At 50.7% G+C, this 25,743-nt stretch carries 32 protein-coding genes; 23 read left to right on the top strand and 9 right to left on the bottom strand.

Features of this window, described 5'->3' with window-relative positions; all coding sequences use genetic code 11:
- The first annotated feature begins 7 nt into the window (after positions 1-7).
- The 7 genes from WN59_RS08550 to WN59_RS08520 all read left to right on the top strand — a co-directional run bounded on the left by WN59_RS08550 (position 8) and on the right by WN59_RS08520 (position 6,757).
- Positions 8-1,756: an ABC transporter ATP-binding protein gene (locus WN59_RS08550; RefSeq protein ID WP_046515762.1), complete on the top strand. Its 1,749-nt coding sequence runs from the start codon at positions 8-10 to the stop codon at positions 1,754-1,756.
- 19 nt (positions 1,757-1,775) lie between these two features.
- Positions 1,776-2,339, top strand: a complete 564-nt coding sequence (locus tag WN59_RS08545) for a VanZ family protein (protein WP_046515758.1) — start codon at positions 1,776-1,778, stop codon at positions 2,337-2,339.
- Positions 2,340-2,351: 12 nt separating this feature from the next.
- Positions 2,352-2,744, top strand: coding sequence for a hypothetical protein (locus WN59_RS08540; RefSeq protein ID WP_046515754.1), 393 nt, complete (start codon positions 2,352-2,354; stop codon positions 2,742-2,744).
- Between the two features lie 114 nt (positions 2,745-2,858).
- Entirely contained in the window at positions 2,859-3,779 is a 921-nt protein-coding gene (locus tag WN59_RS08535) for a TroA family protein (protein ID WP_046515750.1), read from the top strand.
- 69 nt (positions 3,780-3,848) lie between these two features.
- Positions 3,849-4,724, top strand: coding sequence for a peptidoglycan DD-metalloendopeptidase family protein (locus WN59_RS08530; RefSeq protein WP_046515746.1), 876 nt, complete (start codon positions 3,849-3,851; stop codon positions 4,722-4,724).
- Positions 4,721-5,596: a DNA-3-methyladenine glycosylase family protein gene (locus WN59_RS08525; RefSeq protein WP_046515733.1), complete on the top strand. Its 876-nt coding sequence runs from the start codon at positions 4,721-4,723 to the stop codon at positions 5,594-5,596. The genes WN59_RS08530 and WN59_RS08525 overlap by 4 nt, the downstream gene beginning before the upstream one ends.
- 18 nt (positions 5,597-5,614) lie before the next feature.
- Positions 5,615-6,757: a CapA family protein gene (locus tag WN59_RS08520; RefSeq protein WP_046515729.1), complete on the top strand. Its 1,143-nt coding sequence runs from the start codon at positions 5,615-5,617 to the stop codon at positions 6,755-6,757.
- A gap of 35 nt (positions 6,758-6,792) precedes the next feature.
- Here the strand turns inward: WN59_RS08520 and WN59_RS08515 are convergent, their stop codons facing one another.
- Positions 6,793-6,981 (bottom strand): hypothetical protein, encoded by a 189-nt coding sequence (locus WN59_RS08515; protein WP_046515726.1) that lies wholly within the window; start codon positions 6,979-6,981, stop codon positions 6,793-6,795.
- A 115-nt stretch (positions 6,982-7,096) separates the two neighbouring features.
- On the opposite strand from WN59_RS08515, the gene WN59_RS08510 reads away from it, so the two are divergent.
- Positions 7,097-7,402, top strand: coding sequence for a thiamine-binding protein (locus WN59_RS08510; protein ID WP_046515721.1), 306 nt, complete (start codon positions 7,097-7,099; stop codon positions 7,400-7,402).
- Positions 7,403-7,579: 177 nt separating this feature from the next.
- Here the strand turns inward: WN59_RS08510 and WN59_RS08505 are convergent, their stop codons facing one another.
- A complete protein-coding gene (locus WN59_RS08505; protein ID WP_046515718.1) occupies positions 7,580-7,918 on the bottom strand; it encodes a DUF779 domain-containing protein in 339 nt (112 codons plus the stop codon).
- A 1-nt stretch (position 7,919) separates the two neighbouring features.
- Entirely contained in the window at positions 7,920-9,440 is a 1,521-nt protein-coding gene (gene exaC, locus WN59_RS08500; RefSeq protein ID WP_046515714.1) for an acetaldehyde dehydrogenase ExaC, read from the bottom strand.
- A 141-nt stretch (positions 9,441-9,581) separates the two neighbouring features.
- Here exaC and WN59_RS08495 point away from each other — a divergent pair, with 141 nt between their 5' ends.
- From WN59_RS08495 to WN59_RS08485, 3 genes are all read left to right on the top strand, one after another.
- Complete coding sequence (locus WN59_RS08495; protein ID WP_046515711.1) at positions 9,582-9,884, top strand: TIGR04104 family putative zinc finger protein; 303 nt, start codon at positions 9,582-9,584, stop codon at positions 9,882-9,884.
- A 108-nt stretch (positions 9,885-9,992) separates the two neighbouring features.
- On the top strand, positions 9,993-11,609 hold the full coding sequence (locus WN59_RS08490; RefSeq protein ID WP_046515708.1) for a BCCT family transporter: 1,617 nt from the start codon (positions 9,993-9,995) through the stop codon (positions 11,607-11,609).
- 93 nt (positions 11,610-11,702) lie between these two features.
- Positions 11,703-12,230, top strand: a complete 528-nt coding sequence (locus tag WN59_RS08485) for a TFIIB-type zinc ribbon-containing protein (protein WP_046515705.1) — start codon at positions 11,703-11,705, stop codon at positions 12,228-12,230.
- A gap of 51 nt (positions 12,231-12,281) precedes the next feature.
- Here the strand turns inward: WN59_RS08485 and nagA are convergent, their stop codons facing one another.
- A complete protein-coding gene (gene nagA, locus WN59_RS08480; RefSeq protein WP_052747354.1) occupies positions 12,282-13,421 on the bottom strand; it encodes an N-acetylglucosamine-6-phosphate deacetylase in 1,140 nt (379 codons plus the stop codon).
- Positions 13,422-13,557: 136 nt separating this feature from the next.
- Between nagA and nagE the strand changes: the two genes are divergently transcribed.
- From nagE to WN59_RS08460, 4 genes are all read left to right on the top strand, one after another.
- Complete coding sequence (nagE, locus tag WN59_RS08475; RefSeq protein ID WP_046515697.1) at positions 13,558-15,036, top strand: N-acetylglucosamine-specific PTS transporter subunit IIBC; 1,479 nt, start codon at positions 13,558-13,560, stop codon at positions 15,034-15,036.
- Between the two features lie 89 nt (positions 15,037-15,125).
- On the top strand, positions 15,126-16,238 hold the full coding sequence (locus tag WN59_RS08470; RefSeq protein WP_046515694.1) for an iron-containing alcohol dehydrogenase: 1,113 nt from the start codon (positions 15,126-15,128) through the stop codon (positions 16,236-16,238).
- Between the two features lie 71 nt (positions 16,239-16,309).
- Positions 16,310-16,543, top strand: a complete 234-nt coding sequence (locus tag WN59_RS08465; protein ID WP_046515691.1) for a protease inhibitor I9 family protein — start codon at positions 16,310-16,312, stop codon at positions 16,541-16,543.
- A gap of 16 nt (positions 16,544-16,559) precedes the next feature.
- Positions 16,560-17,054: a GNAT family N-acetyltransferase gene (locus tag WN59_RS08460; protein WP_046515688.1), complete on the top strand. Its 495-nt coding sequence runs from the start codon at positions 16,560-16,562 to the stop codon at positions 17,052-17,054.
- A 28-nt stretch (positions 17,055-17,082) separates the two neighbouring features.
- Here WN59_RS08460 and WN59_RS08455 read toward each other — a convergent pair whose 3' ends face one another.
- Positions 17,083-17,979, bottom strand: a complete 897-nt coding sequence (locus WN59_RS08455) for a helix-turn-helix domain-containing protein (protein WP_046515686.1) — start codon at positions 17,977-17,979, stop codon at positions 17,083-17,085.
- 102 nt (positions 17,980-18,081) lie between these two features.
- On the opposite strand from WN59_RS08455, the gene WN59_RS13755 reads away from it, so the two are divergent.
- Both WN59_RS13755 and WN59_RS08450 read left to right on the top strand, forming a co-directional pair.
- Positions 18,082-18,258: a hypothetical protein gene (locus WN59_RS13755; protein WP_197073405.1), complete on the top strand. Its 177-nt coding sequence runs from the start codon at positions 18,082-18,084 to the stop codon at positions 18,256-18,258.
- 277 nt (positions 18,259-18,535) lie between these two features.
- Positions 18,536-18,928 carry a (deoxy)nucleoside triphosphate pyrophosphohydrolase gene (locus WN59_RS08450; RefSeq protein WP_046515684.1) on the top strand — a complete coding sequence of 131 codons (393 nt, stop codon included), beginning with the start codon at positions 18,536-18,538 and terminating at the stop codon, positions 18,926-18,928.
- A 136-nt stretch (positions 18,929-19,064) separates the two neighbouring features.
- On the opposite strand, the gene WN59_RS08445 is transcribed toward WN59_RS08450, so the two are convergent.
- Entirely contained in the window at positions 19,065-19,481 is a 417-nt protein-coding gene (locus WN59_RS08445) for a DUF2188 domain-containing protein (protein ID WP_046515681.1), read from the bottom strand.
- Positions 19,482-19,549: 68 nt separating this feature from the next.
- On the opposite strand from WN59_RS08445, the gene WN59_RS08440 reads away from it, so the two are divergent.
- Positions 19,550-19,948 (top strand): secondary thiamine-phosphate synthase enzyme YjbQ, encoded by a 399-nt coding sequence (locus WN59_RS08440; RefSeq protein WP_046515678.1) that lies wholly within the window; start codon positions 19,550-19,552, stop codon positions 19,946-19,948.
- Positions 19,949-20,161: 213 nt separating this feature from the next.
- Positions 20,162-20,332 carry a hypothetical protein gene (locus WN59_RS13750; protein ID WP_197073404.1) on the top strand — a complete coding sequence of 57 codons (171 nt, stop codon included), beginning with the start codon at positions 20,162-20,164 and terminating at the stop codon, positions 20,330-20,332.
- Positions 20,333-20,963: 631 nt separating this feature from the next.
- Here WN59_RS13750 and WN59_RS08435 read toward each other — a convergent pair.
- Complete coding sequence (locus tag WN59_RS08435; protein WP_046515675.1) at positions 20,964-21,920, bottom strand: metal ABC transporter solute-binding protein, Zn/Mn family; 957 nt, start codon at positions 21,918-21,920, stop codon at positions 20,964-20,966.
- Positions 21,921-22,268: 348 nt separating this feature from the next.
- Between WN59_RS08435 and rpmG the strand changes: the two genes are divergently transcribed.
- Positions 22,269-22,418: a 50S ribosomal protein L33 gene (rpmG, locus tag WN59_RS13550; RefSeq protein WP_046790732.1), complete on the top strand. Its 150-nt coding sequence runs from the start codon at positions 22,269-22,271 to the stop codon at positions 22,416-22,418.
- 147 nt (positions 22,419-22,565) lie between these two features.
- Positions 22,566-23,438, top strand: a complete 873-nt coding sequence (locus WN59_RS08430; RefSeq protein ID WP_046515672.1) for a bifunctional 5,10-methylenetetrahydrofolate dehydrogenase/5,10-methenyltetrahydrofolate cyclohydrolase — start codon at positions 22,566-22,568, stop codon at positions 23,436-23,438.
- A 51-nt stretch (positions 23,439-23,489) separates the two neighbouring features.
- Here WN59_RS08430 and WN59_RS08425 read toward each other — a convergent pair whose 3' ends face one another.
- The gene (locus tag WN59_RS08425) at positions 23,490-23,873 is read right to left on the bottom strand and encodes a YolD-like family protein (RefSeq protein WP_052747352.1); all 384 of its coding nucleotides are present in this window, start codon (positions 23,871-23,873) and stop codon (positions 23,490-23,492) included.
- A 149-nt stretch (positions 23,874-24,022) separates the two neighbouring features.
- Between WN59_RS08425 and WN59_RS08420 the strand changes: the two genes are divergently transcribed.
- Complete coding sequence (locus tag WN59_RS08420; RefSeq protein WP_046515670.1) at positions 24,023-25,042, top strand: lactonase family protein; 1,020 nt, start codon at positions 24,023-24,025, stop codon at positions 25,040-25,042.
- 1 nt (position 25,043) lies between these two features.
- Complete coding sequence (locus WN59_RS08415; RefSeq protein WP_046515668.1) at positions 25,044-25,331, top strand: hypothetical protein; 288 nt, start codon at positions 25,044-25,046, stop codon at positions 25,329-25,331.
- A gap of 142 nt (positions 25,332-25,473) precedes the next feature.
- Here WN59_RS08415 and WN59_RS08410 read toward each other — a convergent pair whose 3' ends face one another.
- Complete coding sequence (locus tag WN59_RS08410; protein ID WP_046515665.1) at positions 25,474-25,737, bottom strand: GNAT family N-acetyltransferase; 264 nt, start codon at positions 25,735-25,737, stop codon at positions 25,474-25,476.
- Between the last annotated feature and the right edge of the window lie 6 nt (positions 25,738-25,743).

Genomic DNA, 25,743 nt, shown 5'->3' with positions numbered 1-25,743 from the left:
ATAATCCATGGAAGAAAAATTACAGGAAAAGTCCGCATCATTCACGGATTTCATGCAGCTGCTCCGGCGGACACGGCTCAACAGAGGTCTCTTCATATTCGCAATCGTGCTCACTTTGTTCGGCACAATCGGCAGCCTCATCGTACCGCTTCTTACACAGCAGTTCATTGACGGCTTTGATACCGATATGTTTTCATCCGGCATCATCGCCCTCATCATCTCAGTGTTCCTCCTCAGTGCCATACTTGACGGAGTCTCATACTATATACTCGCGCGTGTCGGCCAGACAATCATCTCGCGGCTCCGCGAGATTGTGTGGGATAAATTCCTCAGGCTTCCCGTCAGCTATTTCGACCGGACCAAAAGCGGGGAGTCCGTCAGCAGGGTGGTCAATGATACTGCCATCATCAAAGATCTGATCACCAGCCACTTCCCGCAGCTCATCGGCGGCATCATGTCGGTGGCGGGTTCGGTCGTCATCCTTTTCGTCCTGGACTGGCGGATGTCGCTCATCATGTTCATCTCCGTACCGGTCTCAATACTCATCATCATGCCGCTCGGCAGGAAAATGAGCAGGATTTCCAGGGCACTCCAGGATGAGACGGCGGAATTCACAGGCAGTGTCCAGGAGACGCTGAGTGAGATCCGCCTCATGAAATCCTTCAACGGCGAAGCGTATGAACGGCAGAAAGGGCGATCCGGCATCAGAAGGCTCTATAACTACGGCATGCAGGAGGCGAAGATCAATGCATTCCTTTCGCCGATCATGGGTACAGTGATGATGTTTGTCATCATACTGATCATCGGCTACGGCGGACTGCGTGTCGCAGAAGGGACGCTGTCCGTCGGCACGATGGTGGCGTTTCTGCTCTACCTGTTCCAGATCATCATGCCGATGACGATGTTCGCCATGTTTTTCACCGAGTACAATAAAGCCCTCGGCGCCACCGACAGGATCATCGGCATACTCGACCGCGACGAGGAAGCGGACGCAGCGGAAATGGCTGCAGAGGAGAAACTGCAGTTCAGGACGCTCGAATTCAAGGATGTCCACTTCGGCTACGGGGAGGATACCCCCGTTCTGCACGGCATAGATTTCAGGGCGGAACATAACCGGAAAGTGGCGTTCGTCGGACCGAGCGGAGGCGGGAAATCAACGATTTTCGCGCTCATTGAAAGGTATTATGACGTCCTTTCCGGCGCGATTGAAATCGACGGCATGGACATCCGCGGCATTCCGCTCGGGCCGCTGCGCAGGAATATCGGCTACGTGGCCCAGGAGAGTGCCATCATTTCAGGAACTATACTTGAGAACATTACATACGGCCTTGAAGCTTCGGACTACACACGTGAAGAAGTGGAGTCGGCGGTGGCGAAGTCATATGCGAAAGAGTTCATCGATGCGCTTGAGGACGGCCTCGATACGGAAGTCGGCGAGCGCGGGGTGAAACTCTCGGGCGGGCAGCGGCAGCGGATCGGCATCGCCCGTGCATTCCTGAAAAACCCGAAACTGCTCATGCTGGATGAAGCGACGGCAAGCCTCGACTCACGCTCGGAACGCTATGTCCAGGAAGCGCTGGATGAACTGATGGAGGGGCGGACTGTGTTAGTGATTGCACACAGGCTCTCAACTGTTGTAAACTCAGATAAAATATTCTTCATCGATAACGGGTATCTGACAGGGAGCGGGACGCACCGGGAGCTCATGGAGACCCATGAAATGTACAGGATATTTACAGAACAGCAATTTGGCTGATAGATAAGAGGAATGGAAAATGTACGAACTTTACAACGCTTTTGAACCGGTCATCCCGGTTTTCATCATACTGTTCTTTGCGGTGATATTCATCACACTCCTGATCAACAGCCGCAGCGGATACAAATTGGATAACAGGAAGAAGATCGTGGGCTATCTGACGTATGTCGGGCTTGTGATGACCCTGGTCGGCATGGCGCTCGTGACGATGCTGCCAAGCAATAACCCCGAAAAAGTCACATCATTCATTCCGTTTCTGAGTATCATCGAGACGTGGGAATACGCGACGACCAGGGCGATCATCAACTCACTATTGATGAACATCATGCTTTTTGTCCCTTTCGGGTTTTTCGTATACCTGCTTTTAAGGCGGGCGTTCTGGACAGTGTTCCTCGCGTTTCTCACGTCGGTGTCCATAGAATTCCTTCAGTACAGCCTGCCGATTGGAAGGATTTCAAATGTGGATGACGTTATACTCAACACCATCGGCGGGTGTGTGGGAATGATATGCGGTGCAATATTTTCAAGATTTGGAATTGTTTATTATATTAAAGGGGAGGGTAATGATAACGACAAACATTAAGGGGGATGGAAGATGTACAAACGCTTGAAAGACATGGGAAGCATAGAGCTTTTTGAGAATGAAGTGGTCGGTCCAGCGCTTGTCGGTACCATCGAGTATGAACAGGATGGCCGACATGAATTTTACGGCGCCATCATTCCGACAACCCATCGCCTGTTTATAAGGATCTACATCAATGAAAGGGAGATCGAGAGCAGGGGTGTGTTCTATGAGGACATCACAGGGATCAGTGAGGAGAAACTGCTGATGCTTGGTACAGTGATTCATTTCTGGATAGGGGGACATATCGGAGTCAGTCTGAAAAGCGTGTCGGATGGTGACATAGACCGGACGCTCGAGTTCCTCTATAAATACAGGACACGGGAACTTCATCTGGAAATGGAACAAAACAGCAATGCAGGATAAAGGGATATGGTACAGGAATGAGGCCGGGGCTCCCCGGTCTCTTTTTGTGTCATTTTAACCGGTGGAGGATTGGTGTATAATTGAAACTGATCTGAATGTAGGGGATATGTAAAAATGAAAATGAGATTGATGATGGTGATGCTATCGGTACTGATGCTGTCGGCCTGCAGCAGTTTCAGGGAAACGGGGATTTCCGACGATGGTGAAATCAGGCAGATCATGACCGAACATAGTGAGGAGATCGAACTGCCCGCCGATCCAGAACGCGTCGTCCTGTTCCGCGGGATTGACGCGGGGAACGCGGAACTGCTCGGCGGCGACACCCGGGCTGTGACGGCCATTGTCGAGGACAGCCGGTATGCCAGGGAGCTCACAGGCGGTGAGGCTGCGTATCTCGAGCGCGGGGACATCCAGTCACTGATAGGGCTCGGCCCGGATCTGATTGTGACGTATACGCCGGATGAATATCTGTTTGACTACCAGGAAATCGCTCCGACCGTGCAGGTGAACTACAGCACTTCCACATTCAGCCCTTTCAAGGAGCGGCTGTATCTGACGCATCTGTTCAACCTCGGCGTCATATTGAACAAAGAGGAGAAGGCGGAAAAGATCGGTGATGAGTGGCTGGAGGAAGCGACCCGGCTGCAGCGCGAGGCCGCAGATATTGTGGCGGGCAATACCGCCATGGTCCTGTCAAAGGAGGATGACGGCTATTTCCTGTATGAGGAATATGCGAGTTTCGGGACGGAGGCGGTCTATGATGTTTTGAAATTCGGGGTTGACGAGACGCTTGAGGCCGAGTTCGAGGAGCGGGGATCCGGTCCGAAAGCACTCGGAGAGCTCAGAGGGCTGGAATCGGATTATGTATTTGTGAGCGTCAGGGAAGGCGGAGAGGATGGTGTCAAAAAAGAGGTGTCGGAGACTCTCGGAGTGCCTCGTGAGAATGTCATTCTGCTGGACTACGGCACCTACAGGCTCAACGATCTGATATCGGTCAGGAAGCAGACAGAGGAAATCATGGAGAAGATAAAGTAGGCATGCCGTGACGGGCATGCCTGTTTTCGGTATGATTAAGGTAATAAAACGACGTATGGAGATGATCAGATGGCGAAGGACAGAGTATTTCCGGAAGAGTTCGGATACCATTTCTCGGAGGGCAACTTCAAGCGCATATATAACCAGACGATCAGGGATTTCCGGCTGAGCATGAGGGAGGACGAATTTACCGCGGCCGCGTCAGAGTTCAACGACGGGGCCGGGCCGTTCGCCCTGAAGCGGACAAATCAGCTGGAGCCGGGCATCAAACGCTATCAGTGGGTGGCTGAGGAAAGCGGCCGCATGATTGTTACCGCCTTCAACAATGAAGGGGAGATTGTGGGCATCCAGTTTGACGTTTACGAGAAATTCGATACCGACAGGGAATCGACGATCAACAGCTACCGCGTGCCGTTTACGGGGGAATGGTTCGTCCTCTGGGGCGGCACGGACAGTTTCCTGAACTACCACTACTCCCATAAGCACCAGAGATACGCCTATGACTTCATCAAAAAAGTGGACGGCAGTGCATTTTCCGGAGATCCCGGTGAGCTGTTGTCCTATCATGCATACGGGGAGGAAGTTGTGGCACCGAGGGCGGGCAAAGTCGTCCATGTCATAAAGGATGTGGAGGACAATGCGCCGCACCGGATGAGCATGGTATCGCCGGAAGGCAACTGCATCATCCTGGAACATGGCTATGATGAATATACGATGCTTGCGCATCTCCGCGAGCATTCCATCACGGTGGAAGTCGGTGATGAGGTGGAGTGGGGCCATAAGCTGGCACAGTGCGGCAACAGCGGTGCTTCGGATACGCCGCACCTTCATTTCCACGTGATGAACGGCTCCCATCCATATGAGTCGGATTCCATCCGGATACAGTTCGCCGAAGGACGCGAACCGAAACAGGGAGACGCTGTGAAAGGGCGCATGAGAATATGATTCTGCGAGCTTGCGGCCCCCTCGATTTCGGGGTGATGTATGATTTCATGGAGCATCAGGAGGACTGCCTGTATCGGACAAAGGATAAAAAAGTGCGCCGCGCGGAAATCTTTGACGGCAGGCGGGTTTTATTCGAAGTGTCGGAGTCGGCGGAGCCGGACGCAGTTGAGGTTGAGATTTTACATGACGAGGGTGCAGGAGAACGCATGGTCAGTGAATATGTGGCGGACTGGTTCGATCTGGATTATGATCTGGAGCGCTTTTACACATTTGCGCGCAGGGACAGGCGGTTTGAGACGGTGACCCGCGAGTATTACGGGTTCCGCATGCTCTCCTATGTCAATATCACCGATGTGCTGGTCTGGTCGATCATCGGCCAGCAGATCAACATGAAATTCGCCTTTGAACTGAAAAGGCGGCTCGTGGAGTATTTCGGCCATTTCATCGAGTACGAAGGTAAAAAATACTGGATCATACCGAACGCGGGGGAACTGCTCACGCTCACTGTGGAGGATATGCGGGAGATGCAGATTTCAAGGCGGAAGGCGGAGTATATACTGGCCTGCGCCGAAGGGGTGCAGAATGGGAGTCTGTCAAAGGAATATCTGCAGGGTTTTGACAGTTACAGCAGAGCGAAAGCGCATCTGACCGGTGTCCGGGGCATCGGTCCCTGGAGTGCCAATGTTGTGCTGATGCGGACGATCAAGTCCAGGCACGCGGTGCCGATCGGTGATGCCGGGCTCCGGAATGCGTTCAAAATCACGGACGGGCTGAATGGGAAGCCCGACGCCCGCTATATGGAGGACATCATCAGCGGTTGGGGTCAATTCGGTGCATATGCGACGCTCTATATGTGGCGCGTACTTGGATAAAAATAGAGGGGGATGGATATGAAGTTTTTATTGCCGGTATTGTTATTTCTGGGACTGTTCGGAGGCGGCGGTGCGGACGCGGGCCCGAACGGGACATTCGGGAAGGAACTCGAACCCGTGGAGGCGTCGGCTGTGGAATCGGTCATTGCGGAGCATTTTTCACAGAGTTTTTCATTCGCGGGTGCGGGTGATGTGCTGATCCATGATCACCTGTATGAGGATGTGGAGACGGCGGACGGCTATGATTTTGCTTCGCGGGTGTCCGAAGTGGCGCCTTACATGAATGATAAGGACCTTACTTTCCTGAACCAGGAGACGCCGATCGGCGGGGAGGCGCTGGGACTGAGCGGCTATCCGAATTTCAATTCGCCGGTTGAAGCAGGCGATCTGCTGCTGGAGTTCGGCGCGGATATCGTTTCGAATGCGAACAACCATACCCTCGACAAGAAGGAGGAGGGCATACTCCGGACCATCGATCTGTTCGAAGATAAAGGGATCGAGTATGTCGGCGCGAACAAGAGTGCAGATGACGCAGAACGGGACAGGATACTTGAGGTGAACGGCATCAAAGTCGGCTTCCTGGGATATACATACGGGACAAACGGGATGCCGGTGCCTGAGGGCAAAGACTATCTGGTCAATCTGATCGACGGCAGCCCGATCAACCAGGATATCGAGGCGCTTGATGAGAAGGTCGACCTGCTCATCGTCAGCATGCACCAGGGTGTGGAATATGAAGAATACCCGCGGGATGCCCACAGGCAGCAGATGATCGAGATGACAGAACGCGGGGCTGACGTTGTTCTGGGTCATCACCCGCACGTGCTCCAGCCGATCGAGATCAATGAGACAGAGGACGGCAGGGAAGCGGTCATCGCCTATTCTCTCGGTAACTTCTTCAGCGCCCAGCAGTCACTTGAAACGAAGCTCGGGGGCATCATCGGCTTCGATGTGACGAAAGCGGGCGGGGAGACCACCGTGGACGATGTGGAATTCATGCCGACTTATGTGGCGAGTGAGGAATATGACAATTTCCAGCTCGTACCGCTTGCTGATGCCGGAAAGTATGGATTATCCGATGCGGCATCGGTCTACGAAGATGTCAGCTCCCATATGACGGAGTATTCCGACGAGGTGGAAATAGTCGACTACATGGAATAAAAAGACTGCGGAGCCCGTAACGGCTTTCGCAGTCTTCATTGTCCACGGTCATTTTTTGTTTTTTTCAGGACGGGTATGAGGGATAGGAGTCCGATGATGATGAGAACGACGAGGAGGATATTGGAGAGGGCTGGATCCACCCGGCCGCTGAGGAATATGTAGATAGCAAACAGTGCGATGATGGTCAGTGTGAAATTCAGCCATTTCATCCCTTTGAAATTCATTGGAACACTCCTTGTGAATATTATTGGCAACAGTGCGTTTGCTTTAAAAGCGCTTACGGCAATGTTATCATAAAATTGAAAGTCAGAAGCATCATTTATCAGGGAGGAATGGAATATGAACTACATTATGGCAATACAGCTGGTGCCGCATCATCCCAAAACAAGCGAGTATCAGTCCCATGTCAACGGGGCGATTGGAATCATCGAAGAAAGCGGACTGACCCATTTCGTCGGCCCGATGGAAACAACGATCGAAGGATCGATTGATGAACTGATGAACATTGTGAAGAAACTCAACCGCCATCTCGAGAATGAGGGGTGCGACCAGGTGACTTCCAACATCAAGCTCATCCAGTCGGAACAGCCGATCAAAATCAAGGAAATACTTGCAGATTACTACGAGTTCGACGAAGACGAGTAGTTTTGGACGCGAGTGGGGAGCCCGGGACGATTGTCCCGGGCTTTTTATGCCCGCCTGTGCCATCAGATGAGTTTCGTGGCACAGGCGGGCATAAAAATAGCCACATGGACATGACATTCCGCCTGCTGCACGCAAAACTCCATCAAAAAACCGGGTCTCCCCGGTTTCTGTCGAAATCTATCCTTCTATCGGTTCCGAGCGGATATGGAATCTGACGCCGCGCGGACCTTCTATGCTGAACATGCCTCCGATGCCTTCCACGACATCCAGTGTGAGCCGTGTATGTTTCCAATATTCGTACTGTCTGTGGTGCATATAGAACGGCACGCCTTCGACTTCGCCGAGTTTGACGTCGGCGTCCCCGATGATCATCGTGCCTTCCCTGAAGCACATCGGGCTTGACCCGTCGCAGCACCCGCCGGACTGGTGGAATATGAGTGGACCGTGCTCTTCTTTCAGTTCCCTGATGAGGGATCTGGCCGCTTCTGTTGCATCAATACTGTTCAGCGTTTCCATTTTAGAAGAATCCTTTTGGAGATTCGCTGTAGCTGACGAGCAGGTTTTTGGTCTGCTGGTAATGGCTGAGCATCATCAGGTGGTTTTCGCGGCCGATACCACTCATCTTATAGCCGCCGAATGCAGCGTGGGCGGGGTAGTCATGATATGTGTTCACCCATACACGGCCGGCCTGGATTGCACGTCCGAATCTGTAGGCTTTATTCTGCGAGCGGGTCCATACACCGGCACCGAGTCCGTATAATGTATCATTGGCGATTGCGATGGCTTCGTCATCGTCCTTGTATGTTGCGACGGCGAGCACCGGTCCGAAGATCTCCTCCTGGAAGATGCGCATCGTGTTGTCGCCCTTGAAGATGGTCGGCTCGAAATAGTATCCGCCTTCGATGTCGCCGTCCACTTCCTTGATACCACCGCCCGTCAGTATTTCCGCGCCTTCCTTCTGGCCGATTTCAAGATAGGAGCTGATCTTCTCCTTCTGCTCTTTCGAAGTCTGGGCACCCATCATCGTATTTTCATCGAACGGGTTGCCGACCTGGATCTTTTCGACACGTTCGATGACACGCTTGATGAATTCATCAAAAATATCCTCGTGGATGAGTGCGCGCGACGGGCATGTACACACTTCACCCTGGTTCAGGGCGAACATTACAAGCCCTTCGATGGCCTTGTCCAGATAATCATCATCGGCATCCATTACGTCTTTGGCGAAGATGTTCGGGGATTTACCGCCGAGTTCCAAAGTGACTGGAATGATATTCTGGCTGGCATTCTGCATGATGATCCGCCCTGTAGTCGTCTCGCCGGTGAAGGCGATCTTGTTGATCCTGTCGTGGGTGGCGAGTGCCTGGCCGGCCTCTGAACCGAAACCGTTGACGATGTTCACGACACCTTTCGGGATGAGGTCGCCGACAAGCTCCATCAGATGGAGGATGGTTGATGGCGTCTGTTCCGCAGGTTTCAGTACGACGGAGTTGCCCGCCGCAAGCGCCGGTGCGAGCTTCCATGTCGCCATGAGCAGCGGGAAGTTCCAAGGGATGATCTGGCCGACGACACCGAGCGGCTCATGATAGTGGTAGGCGACTGTATCATTGTCAATCTGGGAAATGCCGCCTTCCTGAGCACGGATGGCACCGGCAAAATATCTGTAATGGTCGACCACAAGCGGCAGATCGGCATTCAGGGTCTCGCGGACAGCCTTGCCGTTCTCGAATGTTTCAAGCACTGCGAGTTCCTCGAGGTTTTCCTCGATACGGTCGGCAATCTTGAGCAGGATGTTGCTGCGCTCGGTCGGGGAAGTCTGTCCCCATGACTTCTGCGCCTCGTGGGCCGCTTCAATCGCCTTGTCGACATCCTCCTTCGTGGAACGCGGGACTTTGGACACGGCTTTGCCGATCACCGGTGATTCATTGTCAAAATACTGTCCGCCTGCAGGCGGTACCCATTCGCCTCCGATATAGTTCTCATACTGCGCTTTGACCTTGTACTGTGCATTCTCTTTGTGCGGAAATTCGTATACCATCTATCTTACCTCCTAATAGTGATACTTTAATTTTATCTGAATACTCTGCCTTTTGTAAAGGCTTTCAAACTTTCTGAAAACAACTTGGTTGAAGGGAATATTTACTTTATAATGGAATGGTAAAAAAGAGGGGGTGAAGATATGGGGAAATGCCCGTATTGCAATCACGTTTGGACTTACAAAGAGAAACTGCTGGGCTATGCAATAAAGCCGAGGACCCGTATAAAGTGTCCCGAATGCCGTGAATACATAGAACCTTCGACACTTTCAATCTTCTATGATTACATCGCCGTGATCGGCGTGGCACTGATGGTGTTCCTCCTGATACCCGTCATGCATCTGCCGGCCGTCATATCCATCCTGATGAGCATCGCCCTGCTGGTAATCTATCTTGTGGTCTTTCTGCCGCTTACCGTCAGGTTCAAAAAATACCATTATAAATGAATTCATACCAAACTTCACCGTCCGGCCGGTTGATTTAATATCCAGGTGTGTTAAGATGAGAAAGTTGCTTTATCCAACGTATCAGAAACTTACAAGAGGTGGGGAAAAATGAAAAAATACAGATTGATGGACTGGCCGACGTTTGTCGTGTCACTTTTGATACTGCTTTCTGTTGTCATACCACTCATGGTGTTTCCTGAAGCGAGCAATATGATCATACTTGCTCTGAATAACATTGTGACGACAGGGCTCGGGGCTGTCTACCTGGCCCTCGGGGTTGCCGTACTTGCTTTCGTACTCTATATCGCATTCGGCAAATACGGCCAGGTGACTCTCGGTGAGGCAAACGAAGAGCCGGAATTCAAGACACTCAGCTGGGCAGCCATGCTGTTCTGCGCGGGTATCGGTTCAAGCATCCTCTACTGGGGAGTCATCGAATGGGTGTACTATTATGAGGCGCCGCCATTCCATCTGGAACCGAAAAGCGAAGAGGCGATCAACTATGCCAGCACTTACGGCATGTTCCACTGGGGACCGATCGCCTGGGCAATATATGTCCTTCCGGCACTGCCGATTGCCTATTCGCTGTATGTGAAGAAGACGCCGATACTGAAAATCAGTCTGGCATGTGAAAAGGTGCTCGGGAAATATACGGAAAAATGGCCGGGCAAACTCATCGATATCCTGTTCATATTCGGGCTGCTCGGCGGGGCCGGGACGACACTCGGGCTTGCCACACCGATGATTGCTGCAGGTATTGAATCATTATTCGGAGTTGACGGACAAAACCTGATGCTGCGGCTTGGCATACTGGTGGCCGCAACATTGATTTTTGCCTTCAGTTCGTATTCCGGCCTGAAACGCGGTATAAAATTCCTCAGTGACATCAATATATGGCTGACGTTCATACTGCTTGCCTTTGTATTCATTGTCGGACCGACAATTTTCATCATGGAGACGACAGTATCGAGTGTTGGACTGATGTTCAAAGATTTCTTCCGCATGGCAACATGGCTTGAACCATTCGGCGGACACGGAAATATTCCGGAAACGTCATTCCCGCAGGACTGGACAGTGTTCTACTGGGCATGGTGGCTAGTATATGCACCATTTGTCGGACTGTTCATCGCACGCATATCCAAGGGCAGGCGCCTGAAGGAAGTAGTGCTTGGTACGCTCGTATACGGAACGCTGGGATCCATACTATTTTTCGGGATACTCGGCAATTACGGTCTATGGCTTGAACTTTCAGGCACGTATTCGATTACTGAAGTTCTGCAGAACCATAGCGGTGAAGATGCCATCATGGCAATCATCGGACAGCTGCCGATGGGAGAGGTCGTCACTGTACTATTTCTGGTGACTGCACTGATTTACCTGGCAACGACTTTCGATTCGGGCTCCTATATACTTGCCGGCACAACCCAGACCAAGGTTGATGGCGAACCGTACAGGTGGAACAGGCTGTTCTGGGCATTCGCATTATCCCTTCTGCCGTTTTCACTGCTTGTGGTCGGCGGGGAAGATTCACTGAGTCTCCTTCAGACGACTTCCATCGTTGCAGGGGTGCCGCTGATAGCCATTTTCATCATGCTTATGGTGTCCTTCATCCGTACGCTCGGCGAAGACCGGGTCAAACTCGAAGCAAGGCATAATGCATATAAGGAAAGAGAGCGGAAGACACTCTCCATCACTCACGCCAAGCGTGACAGATGGTGGGAATAGTCTTTTAGAAAGAACACTTCCCGGGATGTTCCGGGAAGTGTTTTTTTATGCAATAAACCCAGGGCCGGGCACAAAAACAGCTTTAGTGAGACAATGGATGCACAGTATTTTGAAAGGATGAGTGCAGTGATCATGTACAGGAAATGTGTGGACTGTGGCTCGCGCAAAACAGAAGAGTTGAACATGAATGAATATGTCTGCAGTGAATGCGGCCGGACATGGGACAGGACGGAAGCTTTTGAAGCTGCCTACAGAGAGATAAATGCCGTGAAAATATCCTATGGCGGATTCCACGGGGGATTCAATGAAATAGAAATCGACCTGAAGACCGGAGGAGTCCGGCTGGGATCGACCCGCAGCAGGGTTGAAAAGACCGTGGCGACGCTCGGGGACAATGAAGTGAAGGAACTTATGGATGTGCTCCGGGAAGTGGATATACTGAACTGGAAACGGAGCTATGATAACCCGTTCGTGCTGGAAGGCACACAGTGGGAAATCGCATTGAAGAGGAAAGCGGGTGAGCTGATCCGTTCAGGGAATAACGGATTTCCGGACAGCTGGGATGCATTATGCAATGAAATCGGGAAAATCGCCCAGGTCAGCCTGCCCGAGTCCCGGTGATGCATACGAATGGGCCCGGCCAAAGGATTTCCTTTGGCCGGGCCCATTCTTTTATGAGAATAATTTACCTTTGATGATTGTCCGCTTCAGGACGGCTTCCCCGTCGTACAGGACGAGATCCGCATCTGCGCCTTTTTTTATGACGCCTTTCTGATCTGTGATACCGAGTTCCCTTGCTGGATTGTAGGATGACATCTTCACGATATCCGGCCAGCCGCAGCCGGTGAAGGCGAGCATGTTTTTCACTGCCTGATCCATCGTCAGCACACTGCCGGCAAGTGTTCCGTCGGCAAGGCGGGCTTCATTGCCCACCACATTGACTTCCTGGCCGCCGAGGTCATACCGGCCGTCGGGCAGTCCCTGGGCACGCATCGCATCGGTGATCATGATCATCCGGTCGGAAGTGATGTTGTCGTAGGCAAGTTTCACCATTTCGGGACGTGAATGGATGCCGTCGGAGATGATTTCAACGAATGCATCGGACATATAGGCGAATCCGACCACGCCGGGCTCCCGGTGATGGAGGCCGCGCATGCCGTTATACAGATGGGTGACATGACTCACGCCATTTTTTTCAGCTTCAGTCAGTGTTTCATACAGCGCATCGGTATGGCCGGCGGACGCAATGATGCCGAGTTCCTTCAGAGTCTCGAGGAATGTGCCGTTTTCATCTTCCTCCGGTGCGAACGTTATCTGCCGGATCCTGTTGCCGGAAATATCCTGGAGATGGCGGATCATCTCCGCGTCAGGCGCAATGATATGGTCCGGGTGCTGGGCGCCGGGGTGCTTTTTGGATATGAAGGGGCCCTCCTGATGGATGCCGAGCATTTCGGCACCGGACTGGTAAGTGTAATCCGCAAGGTTCATGAGCGACCGTTCGACATTCTCGATGGTTGAAGTCATCGTCGTCGCAAGGAAAGATGTGGATCCCGTCTTCGGCAGGTGGGCGGAAATTTTCTCGATATATTCCATGTCCGCATCCATCGCATCAACGCCATCTGCACCGTGGATATGCATCTCGATGGCCCCGGGCAGGAGATAGCTGTGTTCCGCGTCTATCGTGTTGTCAGTTTCCGGGCAGTTTTCCATCAGTCCGAAAGAATGGATTTTTCCATTTTCTGCGAGCAGCCAATGATTCTCATGAACATTCTCATGGGTGACAATGTGTGCATTTTTTATAAGTAATTTCATCAGATCGCTTCCTTGTTAAAAAATATAATTTATCATAAAACTTTAAGTGTGGATAAAAATAGTATATCAAAGATATGGCAAAATATGCTATATTGTAAGCGATGACATATATTAAGGGGAAAAGGGAGGAAAAATTATGTTACGCTATGTTCAAAATATGGGGAGATCATTCATGCTCCCTGTGTCGGTGCTGCCGGCTGCAGCACTGCTGCTCGGTATCGGATATGCCATCGACCCGACGGGATGGGGCGGCGAGAGTGTCATCGCCGGATTCTTCATCAACGCCGGCGGATCCATACTCGACCACCTTGCAATCATCTTTTCAGTAGGGCTTGCGTTCGGCATGTCCAAGGATAAGAATGGGGCCGCGGCAATTACAGGGCTGGTCTCATTCCTGGTAGTCACGAATCTTCTGAATGCGGAATCTGTGGCACTTCTGCAGGGCGTGCCGCCTGAGGAGGTTGGTGAGGCATTCGGCGTCATTGAAAACAACGTCCTGATCGGTATCGTCACCGGTCTGATCAGTGCTGCGCTTTACAACCGGTTCAGTGAAACGAAACTGCCGCCGTACCTCGCTTTCTTCAGTGGCAGACGTGCAGTGCCGATCATTGCGGTATTCGTGATGCTCGCAGTCACAGGCATCCTTTATGTTGCCTGGCCGCTGCTTTATAATCTGCTCTTCAACTTCGGTGAGTGGATCAGCGGCCTCGGTGCGGTCGGCGCCGGCATCTACGGATTCTTCAACAGGCTGCTCATCCCGACGGGACTGCACCATGCACTCAACTCAGTGTTCTGGTTCGATACTGTCGGCATCAATGATATCGGGAATTTCTGGGCCAGCGAAGGAGAACAGGGCATCACCGGACGCTATCAGGCCGGCTTCTTCCCGATCATGATGTTCGGGCTGCCGGGTGCGGCACTGGCAATGTACCACACAGCAAAAACGAAATATAAGAAAGCGGCAGGATCGGTCCTTCTGGCAACCGCTCTGACAGCATTCCTTACGGGTGTGACTGAGCCGATGGAATTCTCATTCATGTTCCTGGCTCCGCTGCTCTATGTTGTCCATGCATTCCTTACAGGACTGTCCATGTTCGTTGCAGCATTGTTCGAATGGACGGCCGGCTTCGGTTTCAGTGCCGGTCTGATCGACTTTGTGCTGAGTACGCAGGTTCCGATCGCCAATCAGCCGTACATGCTCATCGTGCAGGGGCTGGTGTTCTTCGTCCTGTACTATGTGATTTTCAGGGCGATCATCACGATGCTCGATCTCAAGACACCGGGCCGTGACGCGTCTGTGCTGGCTGAAGACGGTGCCTCCACTGTTTCTGATGACAGCGCGCCTGAGAGCAGCTCAGGCGGTAAGTTCGACGACAAGTATTCACAGCAGGCCGACAAGATCCTCATCGGACTCGGCGGCAAGGAGAACATCGACACAGTGGATTACTGCACGACAAGACTGAGGATAAATGTCCACGATGACTCTAAGATCGATGAAGGCCAGATCAAGACTTCAGGCGCCCATGGTGTGGTCAAACCGGGCAAAAACAATGTTCAGGTTGTCGTAGGTACGGAAGTTGAACATGTGGCTGAAGAAATGAAACGTATGCTCTAGAATTTTTTTCAGGCATTCCGGGTTTCCGGAATGCTTTTTTTAGTGGTGGCGGTAATTTTATTATATAATGACGGCAAAGGAGGGGAATCATGTTCTCATTTAATAATCCAGTAGAGATAAAGTTCGGGGAAGGTATTTTCACCCGGCTGAATGAATTTGTTGAAGACTTTGGCTATGAACGGATTGTCGTCGCGGCATCGGGGTCCCAGGTGAAGAATGGTGTGGTGGAACTGATCGAATCACTGCTCGGGAGCAAGGTGCGCGAGGTGGTCACAGGCATTGAGGCGAATCCGACGCTCACCAATGTCGAATCGATTGCCAGCGCAATGTATGAGCACGATGCGCATGCAGTGATTGCAACGGGCGGCGGCTCGGTGATGGATGCAGCAAAAGCAGCGGCGGCGTCATATATGCAGGGCATCGGTGCCGATGAACTGTTCGGGCATACGGATTTCACAGAAGCGCTGCCGATCATTGCGATTCCGTCTACGAGCGGCTCCGCTTCGGAAGTGACGCCGACAAGTGTCATCAGTGACAAGGAAAACGGTTTGAAAGTGCCTTTGGCAGGAAAAGGCCTCTACCCGAAGCTTGCGGTCGTGGATCCAGAGCTTACATTTACATGTCCGCCCAATGTTACGGCTGTCTCGGGCATCGATGTCATCTGCCACGCGCTTGACTGCCTTGGATCAATCAAGAGCAATCCGATCTCCGATGCGCTTGCTGTCCGTGCGGCGGGGCTTGCGTTCCGCAATCTGGAGGCGGCATTCCTGGAACCCGAGAACAGGGAAGCGCGCAGGAATATGTCGCTCGGCAGCATGCTTGCCGGCGTGGCCTTCAGCCAGACCGGCACGACGGCATCACACGCAATGAGTTACTATCTGACTTCACATTTCAGCATTCCCCACGGGGAAGCGTGCGCCTTTTCACTGGATGAATGGTTCGTCATCAACGCGGAGGCGGATTCCCGGCTGCATCAGCATGCAAAGGACATAGGATTCGAAGATGCCGGGGACCTCGTCCGCCGGTTCAATGAACTGAAGGGCAAGGTAGGGCTGAGGCTGACTTTGAAGGAACTTGGCATCGGCCAGGAAGCGATGGAGGATATCGCGGAGGAGACACTGAAGCAGGCGAACATGAAAAACAACATAGCACAATTGGACAAATCTGAAATAGTGCAGCTGCTTGAACGAAAAGAGGGGTGATCTTTATCAGAAGGTCCCTGTTTTCGGCGGGCGTTTGTGCTGTGCTGATTCTACTTGCGGGGTGTGGCGGTATGGAAGAGAAAAAGGATTATCTGGTAAGCGTCAAAGCGCCTTTCACAGAAGATGAGTTTGAGGCATTGGACATTGCCGCGGATGACGTAAAACATGAATATTCGATTATGGATATGTACCTGATTTCCCTCAATGAAAACCAGGTGGCTGAACTCGAGTCCCATGAAAATGTGAAATATGTCGAAGAGGATAAAGAAGTTTCAACCCCGGAAGAAGGCGGGGAGGAAGAGTGACCGGAGGTGCGTGCGGATGACGCTTGTAATCAGGAGACCGGAGGTTTCCGATGCGCTGAAGGTCGCCGTAATATGCAGTGAAGGCTGGCGCCAGACGGTGGAAGGGACGATGTCCGAACCTTTCCAGCGGAGCATCATTTCCTTCTGGTACACAGAGGATAAAGTGGCCGGCGATATCAGACGCGGCAGTTACAGCTATGTTGCCGAGGTGGATGGTGTGGTCGCAGGCGTCATCGGCGGGGGCATGACGGCACTTGATACATCCGAAGTGTTCGTCTTTTATGTAGACCGGGATTACCGCTTTCGGGGCATCGGTAAAGAACTGCTCGCAAAAATTACAGAGAGCCACAGGAAGCGGGGGGCAGTCTGTCAATGGGTCTCCGTGCAGGAAGGGAATGACTACGGCCTGCCGTTTTACGAAGCGAGGGGCTTCGTATACCAGCATGACAGGAAGACGAAGACCGCAACCGGCGAGGTGCAGGTATCCCACCGGTACAGGCGGGAACTGTAGCAGCCTGTGAGTGCGTCTTGTTACGCACTCACAGGCTTTTGTTTTTACGGAGATTGTCAATTTCTGTTTCCGCCACTTTAACGTGGTCTGCCACTTTTTCGCTGATGTCTTCAAGATGGAAGGCGGATTCAGCTTTACTCAAATGTTCTTCCGCATTATCCGGATCATCCAGGGCTGTGTAGATGAGGCACATGAGATGATGGGTCCTGCCCAGATAATACATCGTGTTGTGTTCCTGTATCCTGATCAGCAGTTTGTAGCATATGTCCAGTGCCTGTATGTAATCGTGGTTACTGTACAGGCTGTTCGCGTAGCCATAGTATAACTGGATCAGCATATAATGATCGAAGTAATGGATATCCTCATGTCCCAGGATGCGTGTCCTGTAGCGGGTATACAGTTCAAGTGCCTCATCATATTTTTCCTGGATAAGGTACAGGTCCCCAAGTGAATTGATGATCTCAAGTTCGAGATCAGACTTGTTCTTCTTTGTTCTCATCAGTTCCACCAGAATCTTTTCCGCTTCATCGTACTTCTTTTCGTTTCTGAATGTGATGGCAGAGTACGTCCTGAAGAGCCTGTCGAAATTATTGTATTTCAAGTCGAAACCGGCGTGCCTGTTTATAGTTTCATCGGCATCCTTCAGGGTCATCTTCAGCATGTCGGGATGTCTGAAATATACGTATTCACGCAATTTTTCCAAATAATAATCGATCATCGCATACTCTGAGTCTTCATCGACGAATAAAGTCTGCATGCTGATGCCAAGGCGCTGGCACAGCTGATAGAGGACCTCTGCCGTAATTGCAGTGTCCCCGCGTTCAAATCTGTAGATGGTCGTCATGCCGCATATGCCTTCTGCGAGATCTTTATGGGTCAGGCCTTTCAGCTGGCGTATTTTTTTGAACCGCTCAAAATATTCCATGAACATCCTCCCGTTTGTTCACAATTTTTGCATATGTGAATATTGATTAAATATTTAGAATACTACATAATGTGGTTATAGACATTGATTGGTGGTGAAGGGATGAAAAAACTTATCAGCGTATTGATTGTGAGCCTGATGCTGTTTGGCGCAGTGACATTCAGCAGTCCGGAAACAGTAGAAGCGAGTATTGTTAAGTCGGATGAGCCGGTATACAGTGTCATGAACGGCGGTCCATACATGTCTGATGGTAGACCCCGCCCGATCGATGTTTATTAGCAACTTATAGTAAGTTCATTTTTTCCTTACCCTTAATTGGATTTACCCCTGCCTAAGAAATGCACCCGACCTCTTAATAATTTCAGGCAGGGGCTTTTTTATGCCCAAAATATGCCGGATGCATGTAAATCATCTCGTTTTCATATTAACATACCCAGATTTGAAATACTTTAATGTCCAAGTTAAATTTATTTATCATAATTATACATATGACACGATTTAATTTCATTTTTGAAGCAGTTTGTTATAATTGGGGAAAAAGATTTCGGAGGAAGACATGAAGAAATACATAAGAGTGGTCGGAGCTGTCATCGTAAATGAAAATGATGAAATTCTATGTGCCCAGCGCCCCGAAGGGAAAAGTCTTGAGCTGATGTGGGAATTCCCCGGCGGTAAAATCGAGGAGGGGGAGGAACCACTGGATGCCCTGATGCGTGAACTGGAAGAGGAAATGGGCTGCCGGATCGAAGTCGGCGACAAAATTACCACCACTGTCCATGAATATGATTTCGGGGTGGTCGAGTTGACGACCTATTACTCCAAAGTGACATCCGGTGAAATCCGGCTGCTCGAACACGTCGATATGAAATGGCTCAAAAGGGATGTCATCGATGTGCTGGAGTGGGCGCCTGCCGACATTCCGGCGATTGAACTGATCAAAAAAGGATAGTTTTTACATGGGAAGGTACATTGTGCCTGTTTCATGCAGGAGGGACGGACGGCTGGTGATTCCGGTATCGGCGGTCGGATGGAACTGAATGCACAGATATGAAAATTGCTCCGGTCTTCTGATCGGGGCAATTCAGCTATTCATCCTTTTTATGGGTGATGACTTCCGCGCCGCGGTTGTCGGCAATCTCTTTTGCCCGCTTCACGGCTTCATCTTTCGTGTCGTACGTGTTGCTCGGGCGTTTCGCCCCTTTTGTCTGTACTTTCCATTCGTCATCTTCATAGAAGACTTCGACGTCGTTATCAGCTATCTTGCCGCCCTGGACATCGGGGTCGTCTTCATGCTGGGTGATGTCTTTATCTTCGAGTTCTTTTAATTCTTCATCTGTTGCGTCTTTATACCAATCCTGAGCCTGTTCGGTCCCGATCGGGATTGCCCGGTTATCGTCATACCCTTCCTCGAGCAGTGCATTGATGATATCAATCGCTTTTCTCCGTTCCAGCTTTTCCATATTCTTCAGTGAATCCGGATAATCATTCGTTGTATAAGGCATTCCGATTTCTCCTTTCATCAATCTCTAGTAATATAGTACCCACAATACTGAAGATTAAAGGTGATAAAATGCTATTCAAGTATGAAGTGGAAACCGATAAGCGGGAAACTTTCGTCAACATCGATTCACTCGTGCAGGAAGCGCTCGCGGAATCCAAGCTGAAAGGCGGAGTGGTGGTTGTCTTCACACCGCATACCACTGCAGGCATCACGATCAATGAGAATGCAGATCCGGATGTCGTGCGGGATCTGGTCTACGGGATGAATGCCACTTTCGACAACAAAGAGGCGTATCGGCATGCCGAGGGCAATTCAGACTCCCATATGAAATCATCGCTCGTGGGTGCGAGTGAGACGCTGATTGTGGAAAATGGCGAAGTGGTCTATGGCACATGGCAGAGCACATACTTCGCAGAGTTCGACGGTCCGCGCAGGAGAACGGTCTATATTAAAGTGGTCAAAGGATAATTGATTTGCGCAGACACAGAAAAACCTGCACCGGGTGAGTGCAGGAAAAATAGGAGAAATTTTTATTAAGAAAATGGAATAGGTTGTAGTTAATGTTAATTAACTATCTTCATAATACTGAATTTTCAGATTAATTGCAAGGGCTTATTTCATTTTTCCGGTTTATTTTTTCGGTATTGGGTAAATGATGGCAAAAGGATATTGGAGGCAGTTATGGAATTCATCAGATCATTATTTGTATTTCTTTTTAAATTGTTCGTTGTGCTGCTCGTCGTTGCAACAGCTGGAATTGCGGTTCTGGCATTCTTTTTGAAAAAAGACGTGGATGAAATCAAGGAGTTCACGGAGAACCTGAAACGGGAAATCAACACGGAAAATGAATAGTCGGTTTTGCGGGGCGGGACACTTATGGTGTTCCGTTTTTTCTGGCCGACGCCGCTCATCGTTCCCGATTCGATGATGTGAGAGGGGGAGCCTCGCCTTAATGAATTTCATCCGGTGAGGTGAGAGGGGCGGGGTCGCCTTAACGGTTTGGTTTCGATAATGTGAGACAGCGTTGGTCACATTATTGGTTTTTATTCGATGATGTGAGGCCGGGGTATTATCGAAATAAAATCAATGATAAGCGGAGCTGTTCTCTTATTTTCGAAACCGGATCGATAATAAGAGAAACGGCCGGCTTGTCTTCGATCGGAGATCGACAATAAGAGCCGGGGTCCTTTTATCATCGAAATAAAATCAATGATAAGCGGAGCTGTTCTCTTATCTTCGAAACCGGATCGACAATAAGAGAACCACCTGGCTTGTCTTCGATCGGAGATCGACAATAAGAGACGGGGTCCTCTTATCATCGAAATAAAATCAATGATAAGCGGAGCTGTTCTCTTATCTTCGAAACCGGATCGACAATAAGCACGGCGCACCGGCAGGTTCTTGCATCTCATCGTCCCGTGGATAACGACGATTACACACTCATCAAAAAACGCCCCCGAAGGGACGCTCTGCCGGTACAAATCTATTCGTTCAATGCTCTGTCGATCACCTGGATATTTTCACGCATAAGCGACTGATAGGTCGCATCGTCCGGATCTCTGTCGGTCAGGACGGAAAGGTTGTGGAATTCCAGAGGTTCGGTATCGGTTTCCCGCCGGATGGTGTCGGCAATCCTGGATGTGAGGTTCTGTTCATACAGTATATAGGGGGCGTCCTGTGCTTCGACGTTTTCTATGATTTCGACGAGTTCCTGCTGGGACGGTTCCTGATTGTTCATGCCGGTGATTCCGACCTGGTTGAAATGGTATCGGCCCGCGAGGTAACCGAGGGATTCATGTGAAATGTAGATGGTGTCGCGCACAGGTGTTTCGGTTATGGATTTGAATTCTGCATCGATGTCTTCGATATCATCCGCGAGAGTCTCGAAGTTCTCGGTGTAGAGCGCTTCCTGCTCCGGATTCATCTCCACCAGCCTGTCCTTTATCGATTCGGCCATCTGAAGGGAAAACATCGGATCGAGCCATATGTGAGGATCTTCCGAGCCATGTTCGTGCCCCTCCTCATCGTGGTCATGCCCTTCATCCCCATGGTCATGCCCCTCGTGCATTGCCATGAAATCATCTTCTGAAATGACCCCGCCTGCCGCGTAGAAATTGCTGTGGTCTGCGACTGCATTTTTGATCTTTTCAGCGACGGGATCGAATTCATCGGTAGTGTAGAGGAATAAATCCCCGCCGGCGAAGTCGATCATCTCTTTTTGTGTAGGTTCATAAGAATGGACGTCGACGCCGTTCGGGTAGATGGTTTCCACATCAACCGTGTCCCCGCCGATCTGCTCGGCGAAACTTTTCAGCGGGAAGACGGTGGTATGGATCTGGAGCGCCTCATCTTCACCGCTGCCGCCGTCCCCCTCGTTTCCGCAGGCGGCAAGTGTGAGCACCAGCAGAGTCGTATATATGACTGTCATCAATTTTTTCATGTATGTGTGCTCCTTTTATCCAGCATAGCGTAATGATTACGATTTAAAATTATATCGTAACGGTTACGATTGCACAAGGGAGAATCGTTATTTTTATAAAAGTATTGAAAAAAACAGCAGAAACGCTTAAAATGGTTAAGGCGGTTTAATGAATACGGGGATCTGGCTGATATTGTACAGCAATCGTTTCATCCCACAGGCGGGATGATCAACTGGCCAGTTGAAAAGTAGCCCGGCAGTACTTTCAGAGTGCTGTCTGACATGGTATAATATTAATATTGTTCCAATTTTGCAGATCCATCACCGCAAATCGAACTAGAAACACGTATAGCAAAGGAGGCGGAACTGATGAGAGTAAATGTAACTTTGGCTTGCACTGACTGTGGAGATCGTAACTATATTACGACTAAAAACAAAAAAAACAATCCTGAGCGTATTGAAATGAAAAAATACTGCCCTAGATCAAACAGCTACACACTTCACCGTGAAACGAAGTAAGTGCCGCTTTCCGGCCGCCTGGTTACAGGCGGTCGTTTTTTATGCGCATATATGATTAGTGGAAGTTGCCGTGTTTATTCTGCTATGATTGAAGGGAAGGAGTATACCGTTTGTGTTCATAAAAAATCCATGGAGGAGAACTTGCTAATGACGACGATTATGGAAGGTAAGAAAGTTGCTGCCTATCTTTCCGGGGAGATCGCGGATGCACTTGCGGAATCCCATAAGCACGGGATCAATCCGAAGGTGGCCTTTGTCAGGATCGGGGAACTGACGGATGCGATCTCCTATGAAAATGCGGCAGTGAAACGCCTTGAGAAGCTTGGCATAGAGACGGAGCAGTATCACTTTGCGGGGGATGTTTCCGCGAAGGCGTTCCTGACGAAATTCAGGGAGATCAATGAGGACTACTCGGTCAACGGCATCCTGCTGCTGCAGCCGGTGCCGAAGCACATCGACATGAAGCGCGTCGTGGAACTGATGAACCCGATCAAGGACATCGACGGCATGACCCCGGTCAATATGGGGAAGGTGCTGACGGGGGAGCCGGACCGGCTTGAACCATGCACTCCCGCTGCGGTCATGGAAATCCTGAAATTCTATGACATCGACCTCAAGGGGAGGAATGTCACCGTGGTCGGCGCGAGCGCGGTTGTCGGCAAACCGCTCACCCTGTCGCTGATCAATAGGGAAGCGACGGTGACCACGTGCAACCTCTATACCGATGACCTTGTGGACAAATGCAGGAACGCGGATGTAATCATCAGTGCAGCAGGCGCCAGAAACCTGATCGGCGACGCACACGTCAAAGCGGGCGCGGTCGTCATCGATGTCGGCATCAACTTCACCGAGGAAGGCAGGATGGTCGGTGATGTGGACTACGAAGCGGTCAAGGACAAGACGTCATACATCACCCCTGTGCCGGGTGGTGTGGGTGCGATCACCACGACCGTGCTCGCCTATCATCTGATGATGGCGACAGATTTCCAAAAAGAACCGGTACTGTTCCTAGAGGACTGACCGGCGCGGACCGGCCGGGGATCTCCCCGGCTTTTTTTGAATCCGCAATTTTTACAGCATCACTATATCGAGGATGTCCATGAAGGAGATGAAAACCATGTCATCCGCCGGACTGTCTGCCTTCTGTCCGATCAGCATCATGCTCCATCTGTCTGCCGTGATGATGTCGAGTGCGATGTGAAAGCGTCTGCCGTCATAATAGTATTCGACTTTTATCCTTCGTTTATCCTGCCGTGCTTTTTTCAGTATGCGGTCCATCTCCTCCAGCCGGTCGTCGGAGAGCTCCGGACGGCTGATCTTTGTCTGGTCGCCGACCAGCCGTTCGACTGTTTCGAATTGTTCAGGCATCGTGGCAAAGGGGGCCCATTTGATCATTCCTCTGCCCTGTGGAATATTGGAGTCCAGTTTTTCTATGGGTATATCCCGATAATCCATTTGCATCGCCTCTTCTTCAATAAACTTTGTCACCTCCATTATACGAACATACGTTCGATTTTTCAATGGGGAGTTATCAAACTGTTCATTTAGGGAATGGGGACGTGTATGCTAAGATTATTAAAAAGTGAAATTAGGAGGAAGAATAAATGATCGGATATATTGGAAGCTACACCAAAGAGAACGGCCAGGGGATATACCGGTATGAGCTGGATTCTGAAAAAGGGGAGTTTAAATCTGTCGAAGTCGCTGCACAAACACCGAATGCGACTTATCTGGACGTTCAGAATGACCGCGTCTATGCGATCAAAAAAGGCAAGACGAAAGGCGGCGTGGCAACGTACGAAATCGCCGACCTTGAAACGGGCGGACTCAGGTTCATCGACGACTGCCTGGAAGAGGGCGGGTCTGGATGCCATCTGATGCTGACGTCGGACCAGAATCATCTGGTGGACACCGTCTACGGATCCGGGGAGGTCCGCCTTTACGAAGTGGATGACAGAGGTGTTGTGACCGACCGGCTGGATGTCTTCCAGATCGAGGGGGGCGGTCCCCACGAACGCCAGGACGGGCCGCATGCCCATTTTGTAACGGAGACTCCAGACAGGCAGTATCTCGTGGCGGTGGACCTCGGCGCGGATAAGCTGGTCACGCTGAAAATCGATGAAGGAAAATTGGAGCAGGTGGCGGAGTGCAGTGTGGCACCGGGCAGCGGTCCGCGCCATCTAGTGTTCAACGAAGCGGGGGACTATGCTTTCATATTCACCGAACTGTCCAATGAAGTGATCGGCGCATCCTATGAAGACGGAATCTTCACGCCGGAGGAGGTTTATTCCGCCCTGCCTGAGGATTTTGACGGCCATTCACAGGGGGCGGCAATCCGCAGGCATCCAAACAGGAAATTCCTGTATGTGTCGAACAGGGGACACAACAGCATAGTGGTATTCAAAGTGGACGATGGCGGCAGGAAACTTGAGAGGATTCAGATTGAACCGACCCATGGCGACTGGCCGCGTGACTTCAACATTACACCGGATGGAAAATACCTTATCTGTGCCCACGAGCGGTCCCATAACCTCGTGCTGTTCGATGTGAATGAAGACGGCACGCTCACTCGCCGTGAAAGCGAAGCGGAGGCACCGGAAGGCGTCTTCGTCGGATTCCTGTAAGATGAAAAAAAGTACAGTGATCATCATCATATTCATCCTCGCGGCCGTCCTGCTGCTTGTTCTGCCGCTTGCGGACAAGACGAGCGGCTCGGAACGGGTCATCATAGACAATACGCTCCAGGAAATTGTGCATCCCTCCTGTTTTGACCAGGCGGGGCTCACCAACTATATCGATGAAGTGTCCTATTCAAGGGCCACAGAGGAACTCGGATATACGGTGGAGGATGAATGTTCCAAACAGTATCTGGAAGAAGGCAGGGAAAGTGTAATAAGTAAAATATTTAATTAGAAAAAGATGATAGATTATATTGATTTTTCAGAAAACTGATGGTATTATTTAGTCATACCATTTTTTCATTCTTTCAACTATTATTTTTTTGGAATTGCCTTCCATTAAAAACGCCCCGCGATCGCGGGGCGTTTTTAATGGCCTATTTTATTTTGACGTCGTCGTAGGCATCATCTTTGATGGCAGCCGCCACATACGGGCATGTCGGCTGGATCTTCTTGTCATTCTCGCGTGCCATCTCGACAATCTCATCGACGAGATCTTTGGCGAGACCCCTGTTGCGGTATTCCGGTTCTGTAAACGTGCTGGTCACATCGTAGTAGTCGTCATGCTCTTCGTAGATGAGTTCGGCGATGATGTTGTGCTCTTCCTCGAGAAAAAGTTTTCCGTCTTCCTTCTTAAGCATGAAACC

It is taken from the genome of Salinicoccus sediminis (assembly GCF_000986795.1).
GTDB lineage: Bacteria > Bacillota > Bacilli > Staphylococcales > Salinicoccaceae > Salinicoccus > Salinicoccus sediminis.
The sequence above is the reverse complement of the archived record's forward strand: the minus strand, read 5'-3'. Positions and strand labels throughout refer to the sequence as shown.

Excerpts from the sequence above, each read along its gene's own strand:
- WN59_RS08550 (WP_046515762.1), top strand. The coding sequence starts at position 8 with ATGGAAGAAAAATTACAGGAAAAGTCCGCATCATTCACGGATTTCATG.
- WN59_RS08545 (WP_046515758.1), top strand. The coding sequence starts at position 1,776 with ATGTACGAACTTTACAACGCTTTTGAACCGGTCATCCCGGTTTTCATC.
- WN59_RS08540 (WP_046515754.1), top strand. The coding sequence starts at position 2,352 with ATGTACAAACGCTTGAAAGACATGGGAAGCATAGAGCTTTTTGAGAAT.
- WN59_RS08535 (WP_046515750.1), top strand. The coding sequence starts at position 2,859 with ATGAAAATGAGATTGATGATGGTGATGCTATCGGTACTGATGCTGTCG.
- WN59_RS08530 (WP_046515746.1), top strand. The coding sequence starts at position 3,849 with ATGGCGAAGGACAGAGTATTTCCGGAAGAGTTCGGATACCATTTCTCG.
- WN59_RS08525 (WP_046515733.1), top strand. The coding sequence starts at position 4,721 with ATGATTCTGCGAGCTTGCGGCCCCCTCGATTTCGGGGTGATGTATGAT.
- WN59_RS08520 (WP_046515729.1), top strand. The coding sequence starts at position 5,615 with ATGAAGTTTTTATTGCCGGTATTGTTATTTCTGGGACTGTTCGGAGGC.
- WN59_RS08515 (WP_046515726.1), bottom strand. The coding sequence starts at position 6,981 with ATGAATTTCAAAGGGATGAAATGGCTGAATTTCACACTGACCATCATC.
- WN59_RS08510 (WP_046515721.1), top strand. The coding sequence starts at position 7,097 with ATGAACTACATTATGGCAATACAGCTGGTGCCGCATCATCCCAAAACA.
- WN59_RS08505 (WP_046515718.1), bottom strand. The coding sequence starts at position 7,918 with ATGGAAACGCTGAACAGTATTGATGCAACAGAAGCGGCCAGATCCCTC.
- exaC (WP_046515714.1), bottom strand. The coding sequence starts at position 9,440 with ATGGTATACGAATTTCCGCACAAAGAGAATGCACAGTACAAGGTCAAA.
- WN59_RS08495 (WP_046515711.1), top strand. The coding sequence starts at position 9,582 with ATGGGGAAATGCCCGTATTGCAATCACGTTTGGACTTACAAAGAGAAA.
- WN59_RS08490 (WP_046515708.1), top strand. The coding sequence starts at position 9,993 with ATGAAAAAATACAGATTGATGGACTGGCCGACGTTTGTCGTGTCACTT.
- WN59_RS08485 (WP_046515705.1), top strand. The coding sequence starts at position 11,703 with ATGGATGCACAGTATTTTGAAAGGATGAGTGCAGTGATCATGTACAGG.
- nagA (WP_052747354.1), bottom strand. The coding sequence starts at position 13,421 with ATGAAATTACTTATAAAAAATGCACACATTGTCACCCATGAGAATGTT.
- nagE (WP_046515697.1), top strand. The coding sequence starts at position 13,558 with ATGTTACGCTATGTTCAAAATATGGGGAGATCATTCATGCTCCCTGTG.
- WN59_RS08470 (WP_046515694.1), top strand. The coding sequence starts at position 15,126 with ATGTTCTCATTTAATAATCCAGTAGAGATAAAGTTCGGGGAAGGTATT.
- WN59_RS08465 (WP_046515691.1), top strand. The coding sequence starts at position 16,310 with ATGGAAGAGAAAAAGGATTATCTGGTAAGCGTCAAAGCGCCTTTCACA.
- WN59_RS08460 (WP_046515688.1), top strand. The coding sequence starts at position 16,560 with ATGACGCTTGTAATCAGGAGACCGGAGGTTTCCGATGCGCTGAAGGTC.
- WN59_RS08455 (WP_046515686.1), bottom strand. The coding sequence starts at position 17,979 with ATGGAATATTTTGAGCGGTTCAAAAAAATACGCCAGCTGAAAGGCCTG.
- WN59_RS13755 (WP_197073405.1), top strand. The coding sequence starts at position 18,082 with ATGAAAAAACTTATCAGCGTATTGATTGTGAGCCTGATGCTGTTTGGC.
- WN59_RS08450 (WP_046515684.1), top strand. The coding sequence starts at position 18,536 with ATGAAGAAATACATAAGAGTGGTCGGAGCTGTCATCGTAAATGAAAAT.
- WN59_RS08445 (WP_046515681.1), bottom strand. The coding sequence starts at position 19,481 with ATGCCTTATACAACGAATGATTATCCGGATTCACTGAAGAATATGGAA.
- WN59_RS08440 (WP_046515678.1), top strand. The coding sequence starts at position 19,550 with ATGCTATTCAAGTATGAAGTGGAAACCGATAAGCGGGAAACTTTCGTC.
- WN59_RS13750 (WP_197073404.1), top strand. The coding sequence starts at position 20,162 with ATGGAATTCATCAGATCATTATTTGTATTTCTTTTTAAATTGTTCGTT.
- WN59_RS08435 (WP_046515675.1), bottom strand. The coding sequence starts at position 21,920 with ATGAAAAAATTGATGACAGTCATATATACGACTCTGCTGGTGCTCACA.
- rpmG (WP_046790732.1), top strand. The coding sequence starts at position 22,269 with ATGAGAGTAAATGTAACTTTGGCTTGCACTGACTGTGGAGATCGTAAC.
- WN59_RS08430 (WP_046515672.1), top strand. The coding sequence starts at position 22,566 with ATGACGACGATTATGGAAGGTAAGAAAGTTGCTGCCTATCTTTCCGGG.
- WN59_RS08425 (WP_052747352.1), bottom strand. The coding sequence starts at position 23,873 with ATGGATTATCGGGATATACCCATAGAAAAACTGGACTCCAATATTCCA.
- WN59_RS08420 (WP_046515670.1), top strand. The coding sequence starts at position 24,023 with ATGATCGGATATATTGGAAGCTACACCAAAGAGAACGGCCAGGGGATA.
- WN59_RS08415 (WP_046515668.1), top strand. The coding sequence starts at position 25,044 with ATGAAAAAAAGTACAGTGATCATCATCATATTCATCCTCGCGGCCGTC.
- WN59_RS08410 (WP_046515665.1), bottom strand. The coding sequence starts at position 25,737 with ATGCTTAAGAAGGAAGACGGAAAACTTTTTCTCGAGGAAGAGCACAAC.